The organism is Streptomyces sp. NPDC003077, from assembly GCF_040611095.1.
Classification (GTDB): domain Bacteria; phylum Actinomycetota; class Actinomycetes; order Streptomycetales; family Streptomycetaceae; genus Streptomyces.
Genome location: NZ_JBEXNM010000025.1, coordinates 21049 through 39822, shown reverse-complemented (window position 1 = coordinate 39822; position 18774 = coordinate 21049). Strand labels below are relative to the sequence as shown.

Here is an 18774-nt window from a genome sequence, read left to right as displayed (position 1 = left end):
CTGGCCGGTCAGCCCGGCCGCCCCTCCCCCACTGTGAGCCGCCCCCGCCCGGCCCGCGTCACCTCCGGGCGAAGTCCGGCGCGTGCTCGGGGCGGATGCCGATGCCGCCGATGTAGCCCGTCACCGTCCGCAGTGCGGGGACCCGGCGCAGCAGTCGCAGGGGGGCCGGGAGGCGGTCGCCGCTCAGGGTGTCGTCGAGGGCCGGGCGCAGCAGCATCTCGTGTTCGCCGATCTGGGACTTCTGGGTCACCGCCATCGGGAGCCAGCGCCGCTTCTGCACCCGGGCCAGGTCCGCCGTGGTCACCCGTCCCCGGCGCAGCGGCCCGGCGAGGAGGCGGGCCGCCGCGACCGCGTCCTGGACGGCGAGGTTGACGCCGACGCCGCCGACCGGGGACATGGTGTGGGCCGCGTCCCCGATGCAGAGCAGGCCGGGCCGGTGCCACCGGGGCAGTCGGCCCATCGTCACCTCCAGCAGCTTGACCTCGTCCCAGGAGCCGATGGCGTTTGTCACATCGGGGCCCCAGTCGAACAGTTCGCCGAGCCGGTCCCGGAGCCACTGGATGTCGCGGGCGCGCAGTTCCCGGTCCCGGCCCTTCGGGATCAGGTAGGAGGTCTGGTAGTAGTCGCCCCGGTCCATGGTGACCGCCGCCTGGCCGCCGCCGAAGCGGGCGAAGACCTTGCCCTCCTTCCCGCTGTCGGGCTGGGCGGGTACCCGTACCTGCCAGACGTCCATCGGGACGTCGAAGCCGACCTGGCGGAGACCGGCCGCGCGGCGGACCAGCGAGTCGCGCCCGTCGCAGGCGACGGTCAGGTCGGCGGCGAGTTCCCCGGGCCGGCCCTCCTCGTCCACCAGGTGGACGCCGGTCACCCGGCCCGCCTCGGTGCGCAGGCCGGTGACGGCCGTGCTCATCCGCAGGGTGAAGGTCGGTTCCTCGGCCGCGGCGCTCGCCAGCAGATCGAGGAAGTCCCACTGCGGCACCATCGCGATGCAGCGGTGCCGTCCGGGGAGGCGGCGGAAGTCGGCCGCGACCACGGTGGTGTCGCCGATCCGCATGTACATCTCTTCGAGGTGGCGGGCCGGGAGCGCGGCGAACCGTTCGCCCAGGCCCAGTTCGTCCAGCAGCCGCAGGGTCGACGGGTGGACGGTGTCGCCGCGGAAGTCCCGCAGGAAGTCCTTGTGCTTCTCCAGAACCGTGACGTCCAGCCCCGCCCTGGCCAGCAGCAATCCGAGCATCATGCCCGCCGGGCCGCCGCCCACGACGCAAACGGTGGTGCGTTCCATGCCACAACTCCCCTCGTAGGTGCGATCACTCTAACCGATCGGTCAGTTAACTGACCGATCGGTTAGTGAGTCGCCGATCACGGCGGTCGTCGGCCGGGCGGCCGGGCGATGTGTCCGAGTCGCGGGGCCTTTTCGTCCGCCGTGGAGTAACGCGAAATGTTTACGGCATGAGCATGACAAGAACGGGGTGGAGAGCCCCCCCACGCCGCAGCAACCGTCAGGCACGCCCGCGACCGCGCCCGTGTGGGCAGCCCGCCGCGCAAGGGCCGCCCACACGGGATGAAACTGACTCAGGCCCCCCGCGCCACCACGGTCTTCAGGACCTGCGGCAGCGGGTACCAGTCGGCGGTCGCGATGCTGGCGTGTCCCTTGGCCATCAGGTCGACGCGGGCCTTGGCCTCGGCCTCGGTGGGCTTGGTGCCGTCGATGGCCGGGGGCACCTTGTGCGCGTCGGTCATGATCACCAGGTAGTGGCGGCGGTCGTACCAGGACGTGTCGATGGTGCCGCCCAGGTACGTCGCCGCGTCACCGTCGAAGACCACGAACCAGGGGCGCAGCGCGGCGTCCGTGTAGCGGGTGCGCGGGTCGCCGGCCGCCGCGCCGTGCACCGCCGGGAAGGCGGTGGCCTGCGCGAGCTTGCCCTGCTTGGCGAGGGAGTCGAGGTGGATGGCGTACTCGCGGTCGGTCCACAGCTTGTCGAGCGGGTTGCCCTCCTCGACCGTGCCGGGGATCAGCTCGAACAGGAACTTCCCGGCGAGCGCGGACCGGGTGGGCCAGCCGTTCGCCTGGACGGCCTGGTCGAGTCCGGCGTGCTTGCCGATCAGGTCGCCGGGCCCGTAGACAGCGTCACCCAGGTGCTTGCGGACCAGGGCGTCGAACTCGGCCGGGCCGCGCTGGGCCCGGCCGTTGAAGCCGTCCTTCATCTCGACCTTGACCATGATCGGCCGGTGGCCGGGGTTGGCGTCGTGCCACGCCTTCATGTCGGCCAGGCAGCCGCCGAGGTCCTGGTCGCGCTTGTTGGCGCGCAGTTCGGCGGAGGTGCCGGCGGCGGCGCAGTTGTTGTTGTTCCCCAGCGGGTTGCTGTGCGAGACCCGCCAGGAGCGGCCCAGGCTGTTGGTCCACACGTCCAGCTCCAGGAGCGAGGCTCCGGAGTCCAACGCGTCGGCGAAGTAGGGGTACTTGTTCTTCTCGTAGGCGTTGTGGACGCCCACCGACGTGGTGGCGCCGTAGGACCCGGCGGGCTGCGCCTCCGCCGGGGCCGCCGCCGCGACCATCGCCATCAGTGCCGCGATCGCCGTCCCCGCACGTCGTATTCGGTACTTGTGCACGGTCCCCCGCGCTCCCCTCGTTATCGCTGTGACCGGCCGGTCGGTCCGGTCAGCGCGATCGCCGCGGCCCCGGGGCGCGCGGCGATCGATCGGGGAGCAGGGTACGGGAGGGGCCGCTGCGGCGGTGCGGCGGGGGCGGGCATACGGGAGCGGGCGGGCGTTCCCTTCCGGAACTCCCGCCCGCTGTTGACGGTGCGTCAGTTGGTGACGAGCCCTCAGGTTGTCGTCGTCGGGGTCACCAGGCCCCGGGCCGTGGCCGCGATGGCCTCCGCGTCGATGCCCGCGGCGCGCAGTTGTTCGGCGGCGGTCGCGGAGCCGGGCATGGTGCGCACGGCCAGCCGGGCCAGTTGCGGGACCGGGCGGCCGTCGCTGAACGCCTCCATGACCGCGTCGCCCAGGCCGCCTTCGGGGCGGTGGTCCTCGACGGTGATCAGGCGGCGGGTGGCCTGGGCCGCCTCGCGCAGCGCCCGGGTGTCCACCGGTTTGACGGAGTACAGGTCGATGACCCGGGCGGCCAGGCCCTCGCCGGCCAGTACGTCGGCGGCCTTCAGCGCCTCGTGCACGCTGCCGCCCGCGGCCACGATGGTGACCTGGTCCTCGTCGCTGGCCCGCAGCGTCTTGCTGCCGCCGATCGGGAAGGTCTCCTGCGGGCCGTAGACGACCGGCGAGTTGCCGCGCATGGTCCGCAGGTAGCGGATGCCGCGCGACTCGGCCATGGCGGCGACCAGCCGGGCCGTCTGGTTGGCGTCGCACGGGCACAGGACGGTGCTGCCGTGCACGGCGCGGAAGGCCGCCAGGTCCTCCAGCCCCATCTGGGAGGGGCCGTCCTCCCCGATGGCGACCCCGGCGTGCGAGCCGACCAGGCAGATGTCCGCCCGGCTGATCGCCGCCATCCGGATGAAGTCGTACGCGCGGGTGAAGAAGGCGGCGAAGGTGGCCGCGAACGGCACCCAGCCCCGTACCTGCAGGCCGATGGCCGCGGCCACCATCTGCTGCTCGGCGATGTAGCACTCGAAGAACCGCTCGGGGTGCTCGTCGGCGAAGAACTGGGCACGGGTGGAGTCGGCGACCTCGCCGTCCAGGGCCACCACGTCGCCGCGCGCGGTGCCCAGCGCCGCCAGCGCCTCGCCGAACGCGGTGCGGGTGGCGACCGCGTCACCGACCTTGTACTGGGGGAGGTCGGGATCGCCCCGGCCGGTGCGCAGCCGCCGTTCGGTGTCCAGGGGCGGGCTCACCTCGATCCGCAGGTCCTCCTTCCGGCCGCCCAGCTCGGCGATGGCGTCCTGGGCGTCGGGCACCGGCTTGCCGTGCGCGCCTTCCTTGTCGTCCACCGCGGACACGCCGTAGCCCTTGTGGGTGCGGGCGATGATCGCGGTGGGCTGGCCGGTGGTGGACGCGGCCTCGGCGTAGGCGCGGTCGACGGCCTCCGTGTCGTGGCCGTCGATCTCGATCGCGTGCCAGCCGAAGGCGCGGATGCGGCGGGCGTACGCCTCCAGGTCCCAGCCGTGGCGGGTGGGGCCGCGCTGGCCCAGGCGGTTGACGTCGATGATGGCGGTGAGGTTCGCCAGCCGTTCGTACCCGGCGTGTTCGAACGCCTCCCACATCGAGCCCTCGGCCATCTCGCTGTCGCCGCACAGCACCCAGACCCGGTAGGGCACCTGGTCCAGGCGCTGCCCGGCCAGGGCCACGCCCACGCCGACGGGCAGCCCCTGGCCGAGGGAGCCGGTGGCGATGTCCACCCATGGGATGCGCGGGGTGGGGTGGCCCTCCAGGATGCTGCCGTGCTTGCGGTAGGTGAGCAGTTGCTCGTCACTGATCGCGCCGGCGGCCTTGCCCAGGGAGTACAGGAGGGGCGAGGCGTGGCCCTTGGAGAAGATCAGGTGGTCGTTGCCGGGGTTCTCGGGCGCGTTGAAGTCGTACCGCAGGTGCCCGGCGAGCAGCACCGCCATCAGGTCGGCGGCGGACAGGGAGGAGGTGGGGTGCCCGGAGCCCGCGGTGTCCGCGGCGCGTACGGAGTCCACGCGCAGCTGCCGGGCCAGCTCGCGCATCCGGTCGTGGCGGGCGCGGCCCTCGGGGCCGGCCGGGTCGTGGGGGTGGGTGCTCATGCTCGTCCTCCGTGGTGGGGCGGCCCCCCGGTCCGCTGCTGTGTGACGGGTGGCTGGGGTGTGGACGGTGTGGACGTCCCGGGGCGGTGGGGCTCCTCCGGTCGCGGTGCGTCCTGCGACCGCGGTAAGTCCTGCGGTGTGTCCTGTGATTCCTGTGGGGTCTGCGGGTGGTTCGGGGGTTCTGGCCGGTGCGGGGCGTTCGGGTCGGTGGCCTGGGCGGACGGGGGTTCCCCGGGCGGCCGGGTCGCCTCCGCGGACGGGGGCGTGGCGGCCGGTCCGGAGCGCGCGGCGCGCGGGGGCTCCCCGTCCGGACGGCGGCCGTGGCCCTCGTCCGGGCGGCGGCCCGCGTCCTGGCGGCGCTCCCCGTCCTGATGATGGTCCCCGCTCTCCTCCGGTCCGCCCGGTACCCGGGCGAGTTCCGGCGTGGCGGTGTCCAGCGGCACCGACCAGGAGCGCACCAGCCCGAGCTGGACGCCCTGGCGCGGCAGCAGCGCGTCCAGCGTCCAGTCGGCGGCGACCCGGACGCGGTTGCCGGGCATCGCCAGGAGGTGGTAGCCGCGGGTCACGACGTTGGCGACGGGGCCCGACAGCGGAACGTGCAGCGGGTTCGCGGCGGCCTGGATGCCCCCGAGGTCGACCATGAAGCCCAGGTCGTGGTGGGCGTACGGGCGCGGCGTGCCCCGCCCGAAGGACGCGGCGACGTTCTCGGCGGCGACCCGGCCCTGACGCTGGGCGTGCTGGGCCGTCATCGGCGTGAGCTGACCGGGACGGGTCAGGTCGGGGACGGCGGCGGCGTCGCCGCAGGCCCACACGTCGGTGCAGCCGGGCACCGCCAGGTACTCGTCCACGCACAGCCGGCCGCGTTCGGTCGGCAGGCCCATCGAGGCGACCAACGGGTCGGGGCGCACCCCGACGCACCAGATCAGGGACCGGCTGGCGACGAACGACCCGTCGTCCAGCAGCACGCCGTCCGACGTGGCCTCCTTGACGGAGGTGCCGGTGCGGACCTCCACCCCGCGCTTGCGCAGCACCCGGTGGGCGGTGTGGGAGAGCCGCGGGTCCAGTTCGGGCAGGATGCGGTCGGCGAGGTCCAGCAGCATCCAGCGGGGGCGGCGGTCGCCGCGCAGCCCGGCGTTCTGCCGGGCGAGCGCGTCGGTGAACAGCACGCCGTGGGCGGCCACCTCCGTGCCCGTGTACCCCGCGCCGACCACGACGAAGGTGGTCCGCGCGGTCCGCTCGGCGGGGTCGCGGGCGGCCCCCGCCAGCTCGATCTGCCGGGTGACGTGGTCGCGCAGGTACAGGGCCTCGGGCATCCCCCGGAAACCGTGCGCGTGTTCGGTGACGCCCGGGATGGGGAGCAGCTTGTTGACGCTGCCGACGGTCAGCACCAGCCGGTCGTACCCGAGGGTGCCGGTGTTCGCCTCCGGATCGGTGTACGTCACGCGACGGCTCGTCAGGTCCACGCCGGTCACCTGGCCGAGGACGAGACGGACGCCCGGCAGCGTGCCGGTCAGGGACACCGACACCCGGCGCGGCTCCAGCACGCCGGCCGCGACCTCGGGCAGCAGGGGCAGGTAGAGGAAGTAGTCGTTGGGGTTGACCAGCACGATCTCCACGGCGCCGCGTGCCTTCTTGGCGAGCGTACGGGCGCACTGGTACCCCGCGAACCCGGCCCCGACGATCACGACGCGGGGGCGGCCCGCCCGGTCGGGTGTCTCGGCGGGCCGGTCGGAACGCGCGGGGCCGGCGGGTGTGCTCTGGGTCATCGGGCCTCCAGGCGGTGGGGAACTCTGCTTCGGGTGGGTCCTGGGGGTGGATCGGGTGGGGGTGCTGTCCGGGGCGGTCCCGGAGGGACGGGCGGCTCCCGGCGACGGGCCCTGGCGCGGGGCGGGCCTTGGCGTCCGGGGGCGGGCCCCGGCGTCCGGGCCGGGAGCGGCCTACTTCTCCCCGGCCCTGCGCATCGCGTCCTTCACCCGGTCGGCGACGGCGGCGAACGGCCCGGCCGCGAGGTTCTTGGCCGCGGACTCGGTGCCGGAGTGCGGGTGCGTGGGGGCGACCGCCTCCGCCGCGCGGACCGCCGCGGCCAGGCCGCGCAGCTTGGTCGCGTCCTTCACCGCCCGCAGGTGGCCGAACTCCTCGCGCTCCTCCGCGTCGGCGTGCGCCTCCACGTCCCGGCGCAGTGCCTGGAGCTGCGGCAGGAACCCGGCGTCGTCCGGGTCGAGGTGCTCCAGACGGGCGAGCGCCTCCTTGGCCTTCTTCTCCTCCAGCAGCCGCTCGTTCACGACCTCCTCGCCGCCGCCGAAGGCGTGGCGCGCGTACGGGTGGACGACCTCCTCCTCGGCGGTCTCGTGCACCGCCAGCAGGTGGACCAGCCGCCGGAAGGCGTCCCGCCGGGCCTCGTCCTTGGCCGTCTCCACCTCGTGGAAGAGGTGACGGATCTCTTCGTGCTGCCGCATCAGCAGGGCCACCACGTCCTGTTCGCCGGTGGCCGGTCCGGTGGTGCGCGGCTCGCTCATGACGGACTCCTCTCGGGTGCGTCGTGCGTGGTGCGTCACTGGTCGGGCGTCACTGCGTCGGGCGTCACTGCTTCGGGCGTCGGGCGGTCGGGCGTCACTTCGTCGTGCGTCGCCGCCTCGCGCCTTGGTACGTCGCGGCGTCGCGCGTGATGCGTGGTGCGTGGTGCGTCGTATCGGTGCCTCGCCGCGTCGTCCGTACGTCGTTGTCTCGTCCATGCGTCGTCGGTGCGTCGTTACCTCGTCGCTACGTCGTCCGGTGCGGAACCGGGTTGCGTCCGGTGTGCTGCGGGTGCCCGGAAACCGTCCCGGTATGTCGCCCCGCGCCGCGGAACCGGACCGGCGGCGAGGCGCCGCGCCCGTCCGGCACGCGCCCGGCAGCCGCCCCACGGCGGCCCGGCACCCGCCCAGCGGCGGTCCGGCACCCGTCCGCCCCCGCGTGTTCCCCGGGAACGAGGCCCGTCCCGGGCGACCATGCGTACGCCGGGCCGCGCGATCGGCACCGGCCGCGTCCCCGTGACGACACATCAGCAGCCCCACGGCGGGCACCGGAGAGCACATGCACCACCTGACCCGTACGATCACCGGCGCGGCGCGCGCCGAGTGCGCCGCCGTCCTGCGGTCCGCGCGCCAGGCGTGTGCCGGGCCCGGCCGCGAACGCGACCTGGTCGCGCAGTCGCTGAAGGCCGCCCTCGCCGCGGTCGCCGCCTGGACGCTGTCCTCGCACTGGCTGCCCGGTCCCCCGGCGCTCATGGCGCCCTGGGTGGCGGTGGTCCTCGTCCAGGCCACCGTCTACCGCTCGTTCGCCAAGGGCCTCCAGCAGACCTCCGCCATCGCCGTCGGCGCGCTGATCGCGACGGGCGCGGCGCTGCTGCTGGGCACCACCGCGGCGGCCATGGCGCTGGCGCTGCCCGTCACCCTCCTGGTGGGCAACTGGCCGCGACTGGGCGACCAGGGGATCTACAGCGCCACGTCCGCGCTGTTCATGCTCGTCGGCGGCCCGGTGACGCTGTCCGTCGCGGCGGACCGGGTGCTGGCCGCCCTGCTGGGCGCGGCGCTGGGCATCGGCGTCAACGCCCTCATCAGGCCGCCGACCCTGCTCCGCAGCGCCCGCCAGGCCGTGGGGGACACCGTCCGCGAGTGCGTGCAGATCCTGGAGGCCGTGGCGGACGGGCTCGCGGAGCCGTGGACGCCCCGGCGGGTGCGCGGCTGGTGGGAACGCGCCCGCAGGCTGCCGCGCCTGCTGACCCAGGTCCGCGCCGCCCTGGAGTGGAGCGAGGAGAGCGCCCGGCTGAATCCGGACCTCCGCCGCCGGGCCGAGCTCCTGAGCGCCCGTTCCCGCTTCGAGAGCGCCCTGGACGACCTGGAACAAGTGGCGGAGCACCTCCAGGGCCTGACGCGCACCCTCCTGGACGCCGCCGACGCGGTGGAGCCGGAGGAAGACGACGCGGTGGAGCCCGAGGAAGACGACGCGGCCACGTCCTCGAACGCCTCCGTCGGCGCCGACCCTCAGGGTTCCACCGCCGAGGGCGCGACCGCCCACCGCATCCCCAAGCCGGACGACGACGCGGTGGCCGCGTACGCCGACTTCCTCCGTCAGGTGGCCGCCGCGACCGCCACCTACGGGCGCACCGTCACCGGCCCGGACGGGTCCGAGGCCCGCGCCGAGCACACCCGGGCGGTGTACGAGGCGGAGCGGACCCATGAACTCCTCCGGTCCCGGCTGGCCGACCGGGCGCCCGCCGATCCGGAGGCGCTGGCCCTGTTCGGGTCCCTGCTGGCACAGGCCCGGCGGCTGATCCGCCAGCTCGGCTCGTGAGCGGCGGACGGACGCGCCCGGGCACACCACGGCGCCCGCCCCTGCCCGTCCGGGCCCCGGCCCGCCCTCACCCTCCCCACCCACCAAAATTCCTTGGATTTTCCACCGATATGCCGTAATGATTCGCCCATGTCACGCAGCTTTGACGATCTGGTGGACGAGGCCGACGCGGCGCCCGTGGAGGGGTGGGACTTCTCCTGGCTGGACGGCCGGGCCACCGAGGCGCGCCCCTCGTGGGGGTACCAGCGGCTGATGAGCGAGCGGCTGGCCGCCGCGTCGGCCGCGCTGGACGTCCAGACCGGTGGCGGCGAGGTGCTGGCCGAGGCCGCCGAGCTGCCGCCCACCATGGTCGCCACGGAGTCCTGGCCGCCGAACGTCGCCAAGGCCACCGCGCTGCTGCACCCCCGGGGCGCGGTGGTGGTCGCCGATCCGGACGAGCCTCCGCTGCCGTTCGCCGGCGCCGCGTTCGACCTGGTGACCAGCCGTCACCCGGCGACGGTGTGGTGGTCGGAGATCGCCCGGGTGCTCGCGCCGGGCGGGACGTACTTCGCCCAGCACGTCGGTCCGGCGTCCGTCTTCGAGCTGGTGGAGTTCTTCCTCGGGCCGCAGCCCGAGGCCCGCCGGGCGCGCCACCCGGACGACGAGAGCGCCGGGGCGCGGGCCGCAGGGCTGGAGGTGGTGGAGGTGCGCACCGAGCGGCTGCGGACGGAGTTCTTCGACGTCGGCGCGGTCGTCTATTTCCTGCGCAAGGTGATCTGGATGGTCCCCGGCTTCACCGTGGAGCGCTACCGCGACCGGCTGCGGGAGCTGCACGACCGGATCACGGCCGAGGGCCCGTTCGTGGCGTACGCGTCCCGCACCCTGATCGAGGCCCGCAAGCCGGAACGCGCCTGAGGCACCCGTCGGCCGCCCCCACGGACGAGACCCGCGAGCCGGAACGCGTCCGAGACGAACCACACGACGCGCCCGGAAGCCAAAAAGCGTCTGAGCGAACCGCATGACCGCGCCCGCAAAGCGAGACCGCCCCCTCACCCCACCCCCACCACCACCCGCCCGCCCCCACTCCCCCGCTCCACGGCTTCATGCGCCGCCGCGATGTCCCCGAGGGGGAAGACGGAGGCCACCGGATAGCGGAGGTCCCCGGCGGAGGCGGCGGCGGTGACGGCCGCGATGCCGGCGCGGACCGCCTCGCGGGGGAAGTCGTCGTAGCCCAGGAAGCGCACGGTGGCGTTCCTGAAGGCGAGCGGCCAGAAGGGCAGCACGGGTTCGGGCGCACCGGTGGCGTAGGTGGCGAGGGTGCCGCCGGGGGCGAGCAGGCGCGCGTCGGCCCGGATGTTGGCGTCGAAGGCGGTCTCTACGACCCGGTCGGCGCCGTGTCCGCGTGAGAGCTCCAGGACCGCGTCGGCCAGGTCGGGCCCGGTGACCAGGGCGTGCTGGGCGCCCAGGTCGCGTACCCGGTCGAGGTGTTCGGCGCGGGTGACGGTGCCGATCACCCGGGCGCCGCCGCGCCGGGCCAGGACCAGCGCGGCCCGCCCGACGCCGCCCAGCGCCCCGGCGACCACGACCGTGCGTCCGGCCACCGGCCCGTCGGCGAACACCGCGCGGTGCGCGGTGATGCCCGGGATGCCCAGGCAGGCGCCCTGTTCGGGCGGCACCCCGTCGGGCAGCGGGCCCACGCACGCCAGCGGCACGACCGTGTACGCGGCGGCGGTGCCGTGCGGCCGGTAGCTCTGCGCGTACGAGCACCACACCCGCCGCCCGGTCCAGGACCGCTCCACGCCGGGGCCGACCGCCTCCACCACGCCCGCGCCGTCGTTGTGCGGCACGATGCGCGGGAATTCCATCGGGGCGTCCTGCCATCCCTGGCGTTTCTTCACGTCGCCGGGATTGATCCCGGAGCATTCCACGCGCAGGCGCAGTTCTTCCGGTCCCGGTTCGGGAATCGGGAGTTCCCCGGTGCGCAGGACCTCGCGTGCCGGTCCCCTGCTTTCGTACCACGCGGCTCGCATACCCCGCACCATACGGCTCCCGCGCCCGCCGTGGACAACACCCGCGGCGGGCAATACTTTCGTTGGCACCTCAAGACCTCTCGGGGGTGCGCGGTGAAGATCGAGGTCGTAGAGAAAGACGATCAGTACATCCTGAATCACTGCACCAAATACCTCGCCCGGGAAAGCACCGACCCGCGGCACGATTTCGGGCAGTACCCGCCGGGGGACGGCCGGGCGGCGATCTGCGAGGCGTGGCGGTTCCCGGTGGTCGACGCGCACTGGGACCGGGTGTCCGCGGAGACCTCCTACCGCTACAACGACGTGACGTTCGTGTACGACGGGCGGCGGAATCCGGCCGAGTCGGTGGCGGTCCTGGGCACGTTCGGGCCGCTGCACGCGCCGGTCCCGATGCGCCCGCTGCTGTTCGCCGACGAGCCGACCGGGTTCCACGCCACGACGGTGCGCGTCCCGAAGGCGCAGGTGCACGCCTACAAGTACGCGGTGGACGGGGCCTACGTCCTGGACCCGGTCAACCCGCAGCGCACCGTGCTGGACAACGGCGAGGCGTGGTCGCGCTTCTTCACCGACGGGTGCGGGGTGCCGCTGGTGTTCAGCCATGTGGAGCGCGATCTGCTGGGGCGCCTGGTGCGGCACCTGCTGCCGTTCCGCCTCGACGAGAACCGGCGCTTCGTGCGGCAGGTGTACGAGACGCTGGACCGCGCGAGCCGGGACGAGGAATTCCCGCTGGCCTATCAACTGGACGACGAGGTCGGCACCGTCAATTACATCGACAAACTCGTGGCCCGCCAGGAACAGCACCACGCCGACGATTACCACATCTGCCTCTCCCTCATCGGCGACATCCTCCGCTTCCGTTTCGGCGGTCTCGATCCGGCGAGCGCGCCGCCGGAGATGTACGCGGATCTCTATCGCGAGATGGAGACGGAAAAGGTGGACGGCTGGGATTACTCCCGTTACGGAAGTCCCCGGTTCTTCCTGCTGCTGCTCCGCCGGCACGCGATGACCGGCGCTTTCGTCCATCCCAAGTACGGCGGGAATTCCGGTGCGGCCGGCTGGATGTATCTGGAGAGCCGTTTCCGGGATTCCGCGGACCGGACGCTCTTCGACTGGCGGCAGGCCCTGGAGTCGCCGCTGGGCCACAACACCGACTACCGCGGCTGAGGGGGAGAGATGGCGGACGAGAGTGCCGAGATCGTCGTCATCGGCAGCGGCGCGGGCGGCTCGCCGCTCACCCACACGCTCGTGCGGGCCGGTCACCGCGTGGTGATGCTGGAGAAGGGCCCGCTGCTGCGCACGCAGGCGCAGAGCCCGTCCGGCCTGTCCGACTTCAAGCGGGACGAGTCCTTCGCCACCGGTTCGGAGAAGCGCATCACCGTCCAGGGCGTGGCCAACACCGGCGAGTCCTACTTCTCCAGCCACGTCGAGCCGGACCTCAACGACGAGCCGCACGTCTACCGGGACAGCGACGGGCGGGACCGCGTCACCATCGAGGGCTACACGGCGCAGGTGGTGGGCGGCGGCACCCAGCTCTACGGCGGGGTGTCGCCCCGCTTCACGCCCGAGGACCTGCGGCTGGCCACGTTCAACGCCTCCCGCACCGACCTGCGCGGCGATCCGGGCGGCGACGTGCGGCGCGAGGCGCGGGACTGGCCGCTGGACTACGCGACGCTGGAGCCGTACTACGCCCGGGCCGAGGAACTGATCGGCGTCAACGGCACCTGGGACGGCCAGGCCAAGGTGCCCTCGGTCGACCGCTACCAGCCGCCGCTGGAGCCCAACCCCATCAGCGCGTTCGCCGCGGCCGGGATGGACCGCCTGGGAATGCGCCGCTACCGCACCCCGCTCGCGGTCATCACCCGGGACCACGCGCCGAGCGGCCGGACCGTCCCCACGGACCCGGAGACCATCAAGACCGCGTTCGTCAACCGCTACGGCGACCCGCTGGGCCTGAAGTCCAACACCTGGGTCTCGCTGCTCGCGCCGCTGCGCGCCAACGGCACCGGCGCCTTCGACCTGCGGGCCAACTGCGTCGTCACCCACCTGGAGGCGGACGGCCCCCGGGTGACGAAGGTCCACTACCGCGACCCCGGCGGCCGGCCACGGGTGATCAACGCGGGCACCGTCGTGGTGGCGTGCTCGGCCATCGAGTCGGTCCGCCTGCTCAAGCTCTCCGGCCTGCTGGACCCGGCGTTCGACAAGCGGATCAACCCCAACGGCCTGCTGGGCGCGTACTTCCTGACGCACTGCTTCGGCGGCGCGCAGTGCATCGTGCCGGTCCGCGCCGACAAGTCCAAGACGCTGGACTCCGACTGGGCCACCGACCACTGCGCGCGCCCGGAGTGGATCCGCGAGCAGGGCCTGTGGGCGGGCGGGGTGATCTACAACAACACCTCGGACGGGGCGCTGCCCATCTCGCTGGCCCGCACCTGGCACGCGATGGACATGGACAACATGTGGAAGGGCTACCTCTACGACACCGGCATCCTCGGCGACGGGTTCGAGGACTACCTGGAGGACAGCTTCGGCCGCCGGCTCTCGGTGGCGTTCATGGCCAACCAGGTGCCGCAGCGCTCCAACCGGATCGAGCTGCACCCCACCGTCAAGGACAAGTGGGGCCGCCCGGTCGCGTACATCATCAAGACCTGGCACTCCCACGACCAGGCGCTGATGGACACCCTCGCCGACCAGTGCCGGCGCATCCTGGAGGCGGGCGGCGACGTGCGCGACGTCAGCTCGGGGTCGGTGGGCGGCTCGGTGGTGCGCATCGCCAACCACGTACTGGGCGGGGCGCGGTTCGGCTCCGACGCCTCGGACTCCGTGCTGGATCCGGACTGCCGGGCCTGGAACTTCGACAACCTCTACGTCACCGACGGTGCCTTCATGCCGACGTCCGGCAGCGCCAACCCGACGCTGACCATCGAGGCGAACTCCTTCCGCGTCGGCGACGCGCTGCTCGACCGGCTCGGGAAGCCCTGAGCCCCGCCGCCCGGGCGTCGCGGGTCCCCGGGCCCGGGACGCCCGCGCACCGCGCCTTGTGCCAGGTCCGAGGAGGCAGGAGGCTCCCATGGACAGCCGTTTCGACCAGGTCTACACCCACCCGGAAAACGAGATCTTCCGCGTCGTCTTCTATCCCGACCGCATTTACCACGCGCGCTATCTGAACGCGACCCGTTCCTCCCGTTACCGCTATTACGTCGCCGAGGTGCGCGGCTCGGCGGACGGCACCGCCATCAAGGGCGATGTGTTCCTGGCCGGAGCCAAGTTCTGTTCCATGCTGCGCATCGAGTACTCGGGCATCCGGCTGGTGGAGCAGGCCCGCGAGTTCAACCGGCGGCTGGGCCCTCGTACGAAGGCGTGGCTGAAGGTGACCGGCGAGGACCCGTCCCGGTCCGCCGAGGCGATCGTCACGCTGCACTGGGACCCGGTGATCGGCGCGTACGCGGCGGAGATCTGGGAGACCCTGGAGCCCCCCGACGGCACCGCCCACGACCACCGGGTGCTGCCGCTGATGGGCCACAACGCGCCGATCACGGCGGTGCCGCAGCTCTCGCCGCTGCTGGGCTCGGTGACGGAGGTCGCGATGGCCTTCCGCGAGGACGGGGTGCTCTACCCGACGGGCCAGCGGCTGGGCAACCCGCAGTGGGACAACGCCTATCTGCGCTCGCACCAGGAGCCGCGCACCCAGGAGCCCAGTTCCCCGCAGAACACCGTCTCCGACAGCAACTACCTGCTGGACTTCCAGCGCGGTTTCTACATCCCCGACGCCTCGAAGATCGTGCCGGTCAACTACCGCAACGCGATGTCCGACGAGGGCAACCCGGAGCGGCGGGACGACAACATCGTCCAGATGCGCTGGCTGTTCCAACGCGAACTCGGCAGCGACCTCGTCTTCTTCCACGAGGTGACGGTGCCGCCGAACGCCGTCGAGGGCACCCACCGGCACATCGGCTCCGAGGAGCTGTACTACGTCGTCGCCGGCACCGGCATCGCGTACATGAGCGACGGCGACGACCCGACCACCGCGAACTACCCGCTGGTGGAACGGCCGGTGTTCGGGGTCGGCCCGGTCAAGTGCCGGGAGCTGCCGGTGAAGCCGGGCAGCGTGATCTACACCAAGAGCGGCGGGGTGCACGGCATCCGCAACCCGAACTCCGAGCCGCTGAAGTTCGTCGCGTTCCTCTACCACACCACCTGAGGCGGTCCACCGATGCCCAAGATCGTGCACGGCGACGCGGTCTTCCGCGTCGACCCGGCGAAGCCACCGGACTACGCGGCCGACAACCCCTTGCTCAAACTCCTCACCCTGGTCGAGCGCACCCGCCTGGCCGCCGAGCGCGAGCTGTACGAACCGTCCTCGCTCCAGCACCTGTTCCCCTTGCGCTGGCTGGAGCTGTACGGTCCCGCGTCCCCCAACCAGGACCAGCTCGACCCGGAGCGGCAGGACGAGAAGACCGACTTCCAGAAGCAGAACGTCCGCGACTTCCGGCTCGGCGACACCCGCGCGGTACGCGGCTGGGCCGAGGTCGGCGACTGGCGCGGCCCGTTCCTCCAGCTCTCCTACCGGGGCGGCCCGGACTCCGCGCTGTGGCGCGAGGCGGGCCAGCTCGGCGACGCCATCGGGTGCGTGGTCTCCGTGCAGGGCGGCCCGCCGATGCCCGTGCGGGTGCCGTACGACGAGGAGACCGACTTCTACACCGTCGAACTGTGGGGCCGGGTCGGGGACGGGCTCCGCGACCTGCTCGGCGAGCGGGGCCGGGCCGCGCTGGACAGCGGCCTGCTCCAGCCGCGCCCCGACATCGTCACCGGCCTCGGCCAGGACTTCCTGCGCGACCAGCTCAGCAACCAGGACCTGCGGCTGGTCGCGCCCCGGCACGCCATGCACCCGGTGCTGCCCTGCTACCTCGACATCCGCTGGACCGCCAACCCCGACGGCGGCGGCGCCGCGGACCCGCCGCAGGGATCGGTGCGCCACGGCTTCGAGATGCGGGTGCGCGGCTGGGACCACTACCTCAGCGTCGGCACCAGCCCCAACCCGCACGGCGGCGTCGGCTTCCTGGAGTACCGCACGCTCTTCAGCGACTACGGCCGCTGGTCGGGCAGCAACGAGCTGCGCCGGGTCCTGGAGCCGTACAACCTGGACGCGTACGGCCACAAGGGCCACGCGAGCGGCGACGTGGAGCCGTTCTTCGCCGTCAACTACATGGACCTGCACGTCCTGGACCCGGCGTGCGGCATCGGCCTGCACCGGCACCGGGACAACCAGGAGGTCTTCCTGATGCTGGAGGGCGACGGGCTGATGGTGATCGGCGACTGGGCCGACTCCGGAAGCCGCGCCCGCGCCTTGGAGGTCCGCCGCCTGCTCCCCGGCCACCTCGCCTTCCTCAAGGGCGGCAACCTGCACGGGCTGCTCAACCCGGCCGACCAGCGGGCGTCGCTGTTCATGTTCGGGGGCTACGACTGAGGCCGGGCGGCCCGGTCGCGGCCCGTCCCGGTCGTGCCCCGGCCCGGTCACGGCCTACCCCGGTCGTGCCCCATCCCGGTCACGACCCGTCCCGGGAGCCGGCCGGCCGTCCCCGCCGCCCGGCTCCCCGCCCGCGCCCCGCCGCCGAAGCGCCTCGGCGGCAGGGCCGTCCCGCCCGCCCCACTCCGACGACCGACACCCGGCGGTTACCGCGATGACGACCACTCCCCCGACCGCACCCCGGCCCGGCGACCCCTACCGGCTCGGCGCCCACTGGGACGGCGAGGGCACGTCCTTCGCCGTGTACTCCTCCGCCGGCGCCTACGGCGGCCAGGTCCAGTTGTGCCTGCGGGACCAGGACGGCGAGCGGCGCGTCCCGATGGCGGTGGACTGCGACATCTGGCACACCCACGTGCCCGGCGTCCGCCCCGGCCAGGCGTACGGCTACCGCGCCGACGGCCCCTTCGAGCCCGCCCGGGGCCTGCGCTTCGACGCCTCCACGCTGCTCCTGGACCCCTACGCCAAGGCCATGAAGCCGCTCGGCCCCCGCGAGCTGGTCTCCCTCGTCGCCGACACCGCCTTCGACTGGGGCGACGACGCCCCGCCCCGCCACCCGTGGCCGCACACCGTCCTGTACGAGACCCACGTCAAGGGACTGACCGCCACCCACCCCGAGGTCCCGCCGTCCCTGCGCGGCACGTACGCGGGCGTGGCGCACCCCGCCGTGCTGCGCCACCTGACCGAACTGGGCGTCACCGCCGTCGAGCTCCTCCCGGTCCACCAGTTCCTCTCCGAGAAGTTCGTCCTCGACCGCGGCCTGACCAACTACTGGGGCTACTCCACCATCGGCTTCCTCGCCCCGCACGCCGCGTACAGCTCGTCCGGCCAGGACGGCGCCCAGATCACCGAGTTCAAGTCGATGGTCCGCGCCCTGCACGCCGCCGGCATCGAGGTCGTCCTCGACGTCGTCTACAACCACACCGCCGAAGGCCCCCCGGACGACCCCACCCTCTCCTTCCGCGGCCTGGCCAACGAGATCTACTACCGCCTGGACCCCAACGACCGCTCCCGCTACGTCGACACCACCGGCACCCGCAACACCCTCAACGCCGGGCGCCCCGAAGTCCTGCGCCTGATCATGGACTCGGTGCGCTACTGGGTCACCGAGATGCACGTCGACGGCTTCCGCTTCGACCTCGCCGCCACCCTGGCCCGCCAGTACGGCTATGTGGACCGGCTCTCCGCCTTCTTCGGCATGCTCTACCAGGACCCCGTCCTCAACCGCGTCAAGCTCATCGCCGAGCCCTGGGACGTGGGCGCCCCCGACAGCTACCAGGTGGGCCGCTTCCCGCCCGGCTGGAACGAGTGGAACGACCGCTACCGCGACACGGTGCGCGACTTCTGGCGCGGACGCCCCGCCGTCGGCGCCCTCGCCAGCCGCCTGGCCGGCTCCTCCGACATGTACGCGCCCGAGCGCCGCGGCCCGGACGCCTCCATCAACTTCGTCACCTGCCACGACGGGATGACCCTCACCGACCTCGTCTCCTACGAGCGCAAGCACAACGAGGCCAACCGCGAGGACAACCGCGACGGCACCAACGACGACCACAGCGCCAACTACGGCGTCGAAGGCCCCACCACCGACCCCGCCATCACGGCCGTCCGCGAACGCCAGCGCCGCAACATGCTGCTGACCCTCCTCGTCTCCCAGGGCTGCGCCATGCTCTACGGCGGCGACGAACTCGGCCGCACCCAGCGCGGCAACAACAACGCGTACTGCCAGGACAACGCCATCAGCTGGTACGACTGGTCGGCGCCCGACACTCCCCTGACCGCCTTCGTCCGCCGCGTCGTGGCCCTCCAGCGCGACCACCCGGCCCTGAAGCGCACGACCTTCCTCACCGGCACCGGCACGCCCCCCGACATCACCTGGTACGACCGCGACGGCCGCCCCATGACCCCGGCCCGCTGGCAGGACCCGAACACCCGCTTCCTGGCCTACTGGCTCGCCGGCGACCGCGCCGACCGCCCGGACGCGGACCTCCTGGTCCTGCTCAACGCCGACACCGCCCCGGTCGACTTCCCCGTCCCCGGCCGCGAGGGCGCCGTCTACACCCTCGCGGTGGACACCGGTACTCCCGACGGCGCCCCGGCCCCGTCGGCGACCCTCAAGACCGGCGACGTGTGCGTGGTCCCGGCCCGGACGGCGATGGTGGCGGTGTCACCGGTGAGGTGATCCTGACGACCTTGGCGG

The 18774-nt window shown here is 73.1% G+C and carries 13 protein-coding genes; 7 read left to right on the top strand and 6 right to left on the bottom strand.

Going from position 1 to position 18774, the window contains the following annotated elements; all coding sequences use genetic code 11:
* Positions 1-58: 58 nt before the first annotated feature.
* The 5 genes from ABZX96_RS18715 to ABZX96_RS18695 all read right to left on the bottom strand — a co-directional run bounded on the left by ABZX96_RS18715 (position 59) and on the right by ABZX96_RS18695 (position 7231).
* Entirely contained in the window at positions 59-1282 is a 1224-nt protein-coding gene (locus ABZX96_RS18715) for an FAD-dependent oxidoreductase (protein ID WP_355545654.1), read from the bottom strand.
* Between the two features lie 290 nt (positions 1283-1572).
* Entirely contained in the window at positions 1573-2562 is a 990-nt protein-coding gene (locus tag ABZX96_RS18710) for a phosphatidylinositol-specific phospholipase C domain-containing protein (RefSeq protein WP_355545752.1), read from the bottom strand.
* Positions 2563-2825: 263 nt separating this feature from the next.
* Entirely contained in the window at positions 2826-4715 is a 1890-nt protein-coding gene (locus ABZX96_RS18705; RefSeq protein WP_355545652.1) for a transketolase, read from the bottom strand.
* Positions 4712-6400, bottom strand: coding sequence for an FAD-dependent oxidoreductase (locus ABZX96_RS18700; RefSeq protein WP_355545750.1), 1689 nt, complete (start codon positions 6398-6400; stop codon positions 4712-4714). Before ABZX96_RS18700 ends, ABZX96_RS18705 begins: the two co-directional genes overlap by 4 nt.
* A 252-nt stretch (positions 6401-6652) precedes the next feature.
* A complete protein-coding gene (locus tag ABZX96_RS18695; protein WP_355545650.1) occupies positions 6653-7231 on the bottom strand; it encodes a hemerythrin domain-containing protein in 579 nt (192 codons plus the stop codon).
* 556 nt (positions 7232-7787) lie between these two features.
* Between ABZX96_RS18695 and ABZX96_RS18690 the strand changes: the two genes are divergently transcribed.
* Together ABZX96_RS18690 and ABZX96_RS18685 are read left to right on the top strand one after the other, a co-directional pair.
* Entirely contained in the window at positions 7788-9047 is a 1260-nt protein-coding gene (locus tag ABZX96_RS18690) for an aromatic acid exporter family protein (RefSeq protein ID WP_355545648.1), read from the top strand.
* Between the two features lie 129 nt (positions 9048-9176).
* A complete protein-coding gene (locus ABZX96_RS18685) occupies positions 9177-9941 on the top strand; it encodes a class I SAM-dependent methyltransferase (RefSeq protein WP_355545646.1) in 765 nt (254 codons plus the stop codon).
* Positions 9942-10075: 134 nt separating this feature from the next.
* Here ABZX96_RS18685 and ABZX96_RS18680 read toward each other — a convergent pair whose 3' ends face one another.
* On the bottom strand, positions 10076-11056 hold the full coding sequence (locus ABZX96_RS18680; protein WP_355545644.1) for an NADPH:quinone reductase: 981 nt from the start codon (positions 11054-11056) through the stop codon (positions 10076-10078).
* A gap of 93 nt (positions 11057-11149) precedes the next feature.
* Here ABZX96_RS18680 and ABZX96_RS18675 point away from each other — a divergent pair, with 93 nt between their 5' ends.
* From ABZX96_RS18675 to glgX, 5 genes are all read left to right on the top strand, one after another.
* Entirely contained in the window at positions 11150-12220 is a 1071-nt protein-coding gene (locus ABZX96_RS18675; RefSeq protein WP_355545642.1) for a gluconate 2-dehydrogenase subunit 3 family protein, read from the top strand.
* Positions 12221-12229: 9 nt separating this feature from the next.
* A complete protein-coding gene (locus ABZX96_RS18670) occupies positions 12230-14035 on the top strand; it encodes a GMC family oxidoreductase (protein WP_355545640.1) in 1806 nt (601 codons plus the stop codon).
* An 88-nt stretch (positions 14036-14123) separates the two neighbouring features.
* Entirely contained in the window at positions 14124-15254 is a 1131-nt protein-coding gene (locus tag ABZX96_RS18665; RefSeq protein WP_355545638.1) for a cupin domain-containing protein, read from the top strand.
* Positions 15255-15266: 12 nt separating this feature from the next.
* A complete protein-coding gene (locus tag ABZX96_RS18660; protein ID WP_355545636.1) occupies positions 15267-16520 on the top strand; it encodes a hypothetical protein in 1254 nt (417 codons plus the stop codon).
* 214 nt (positions 16521-16734) lie between these two features.
* A complete protein-coding gene (gene glgX, locus ABZX96_RS18655) occupies positions 16735-18756 on the top strand; it encodes a glycogen debranching protein GlgX (protein ID WP_355545634.1) in 2022 nt (673 codons plus the stop codon).
* The last annotated feature ends 18 nt before the right edge of the window (positions 18757-18774 follow it).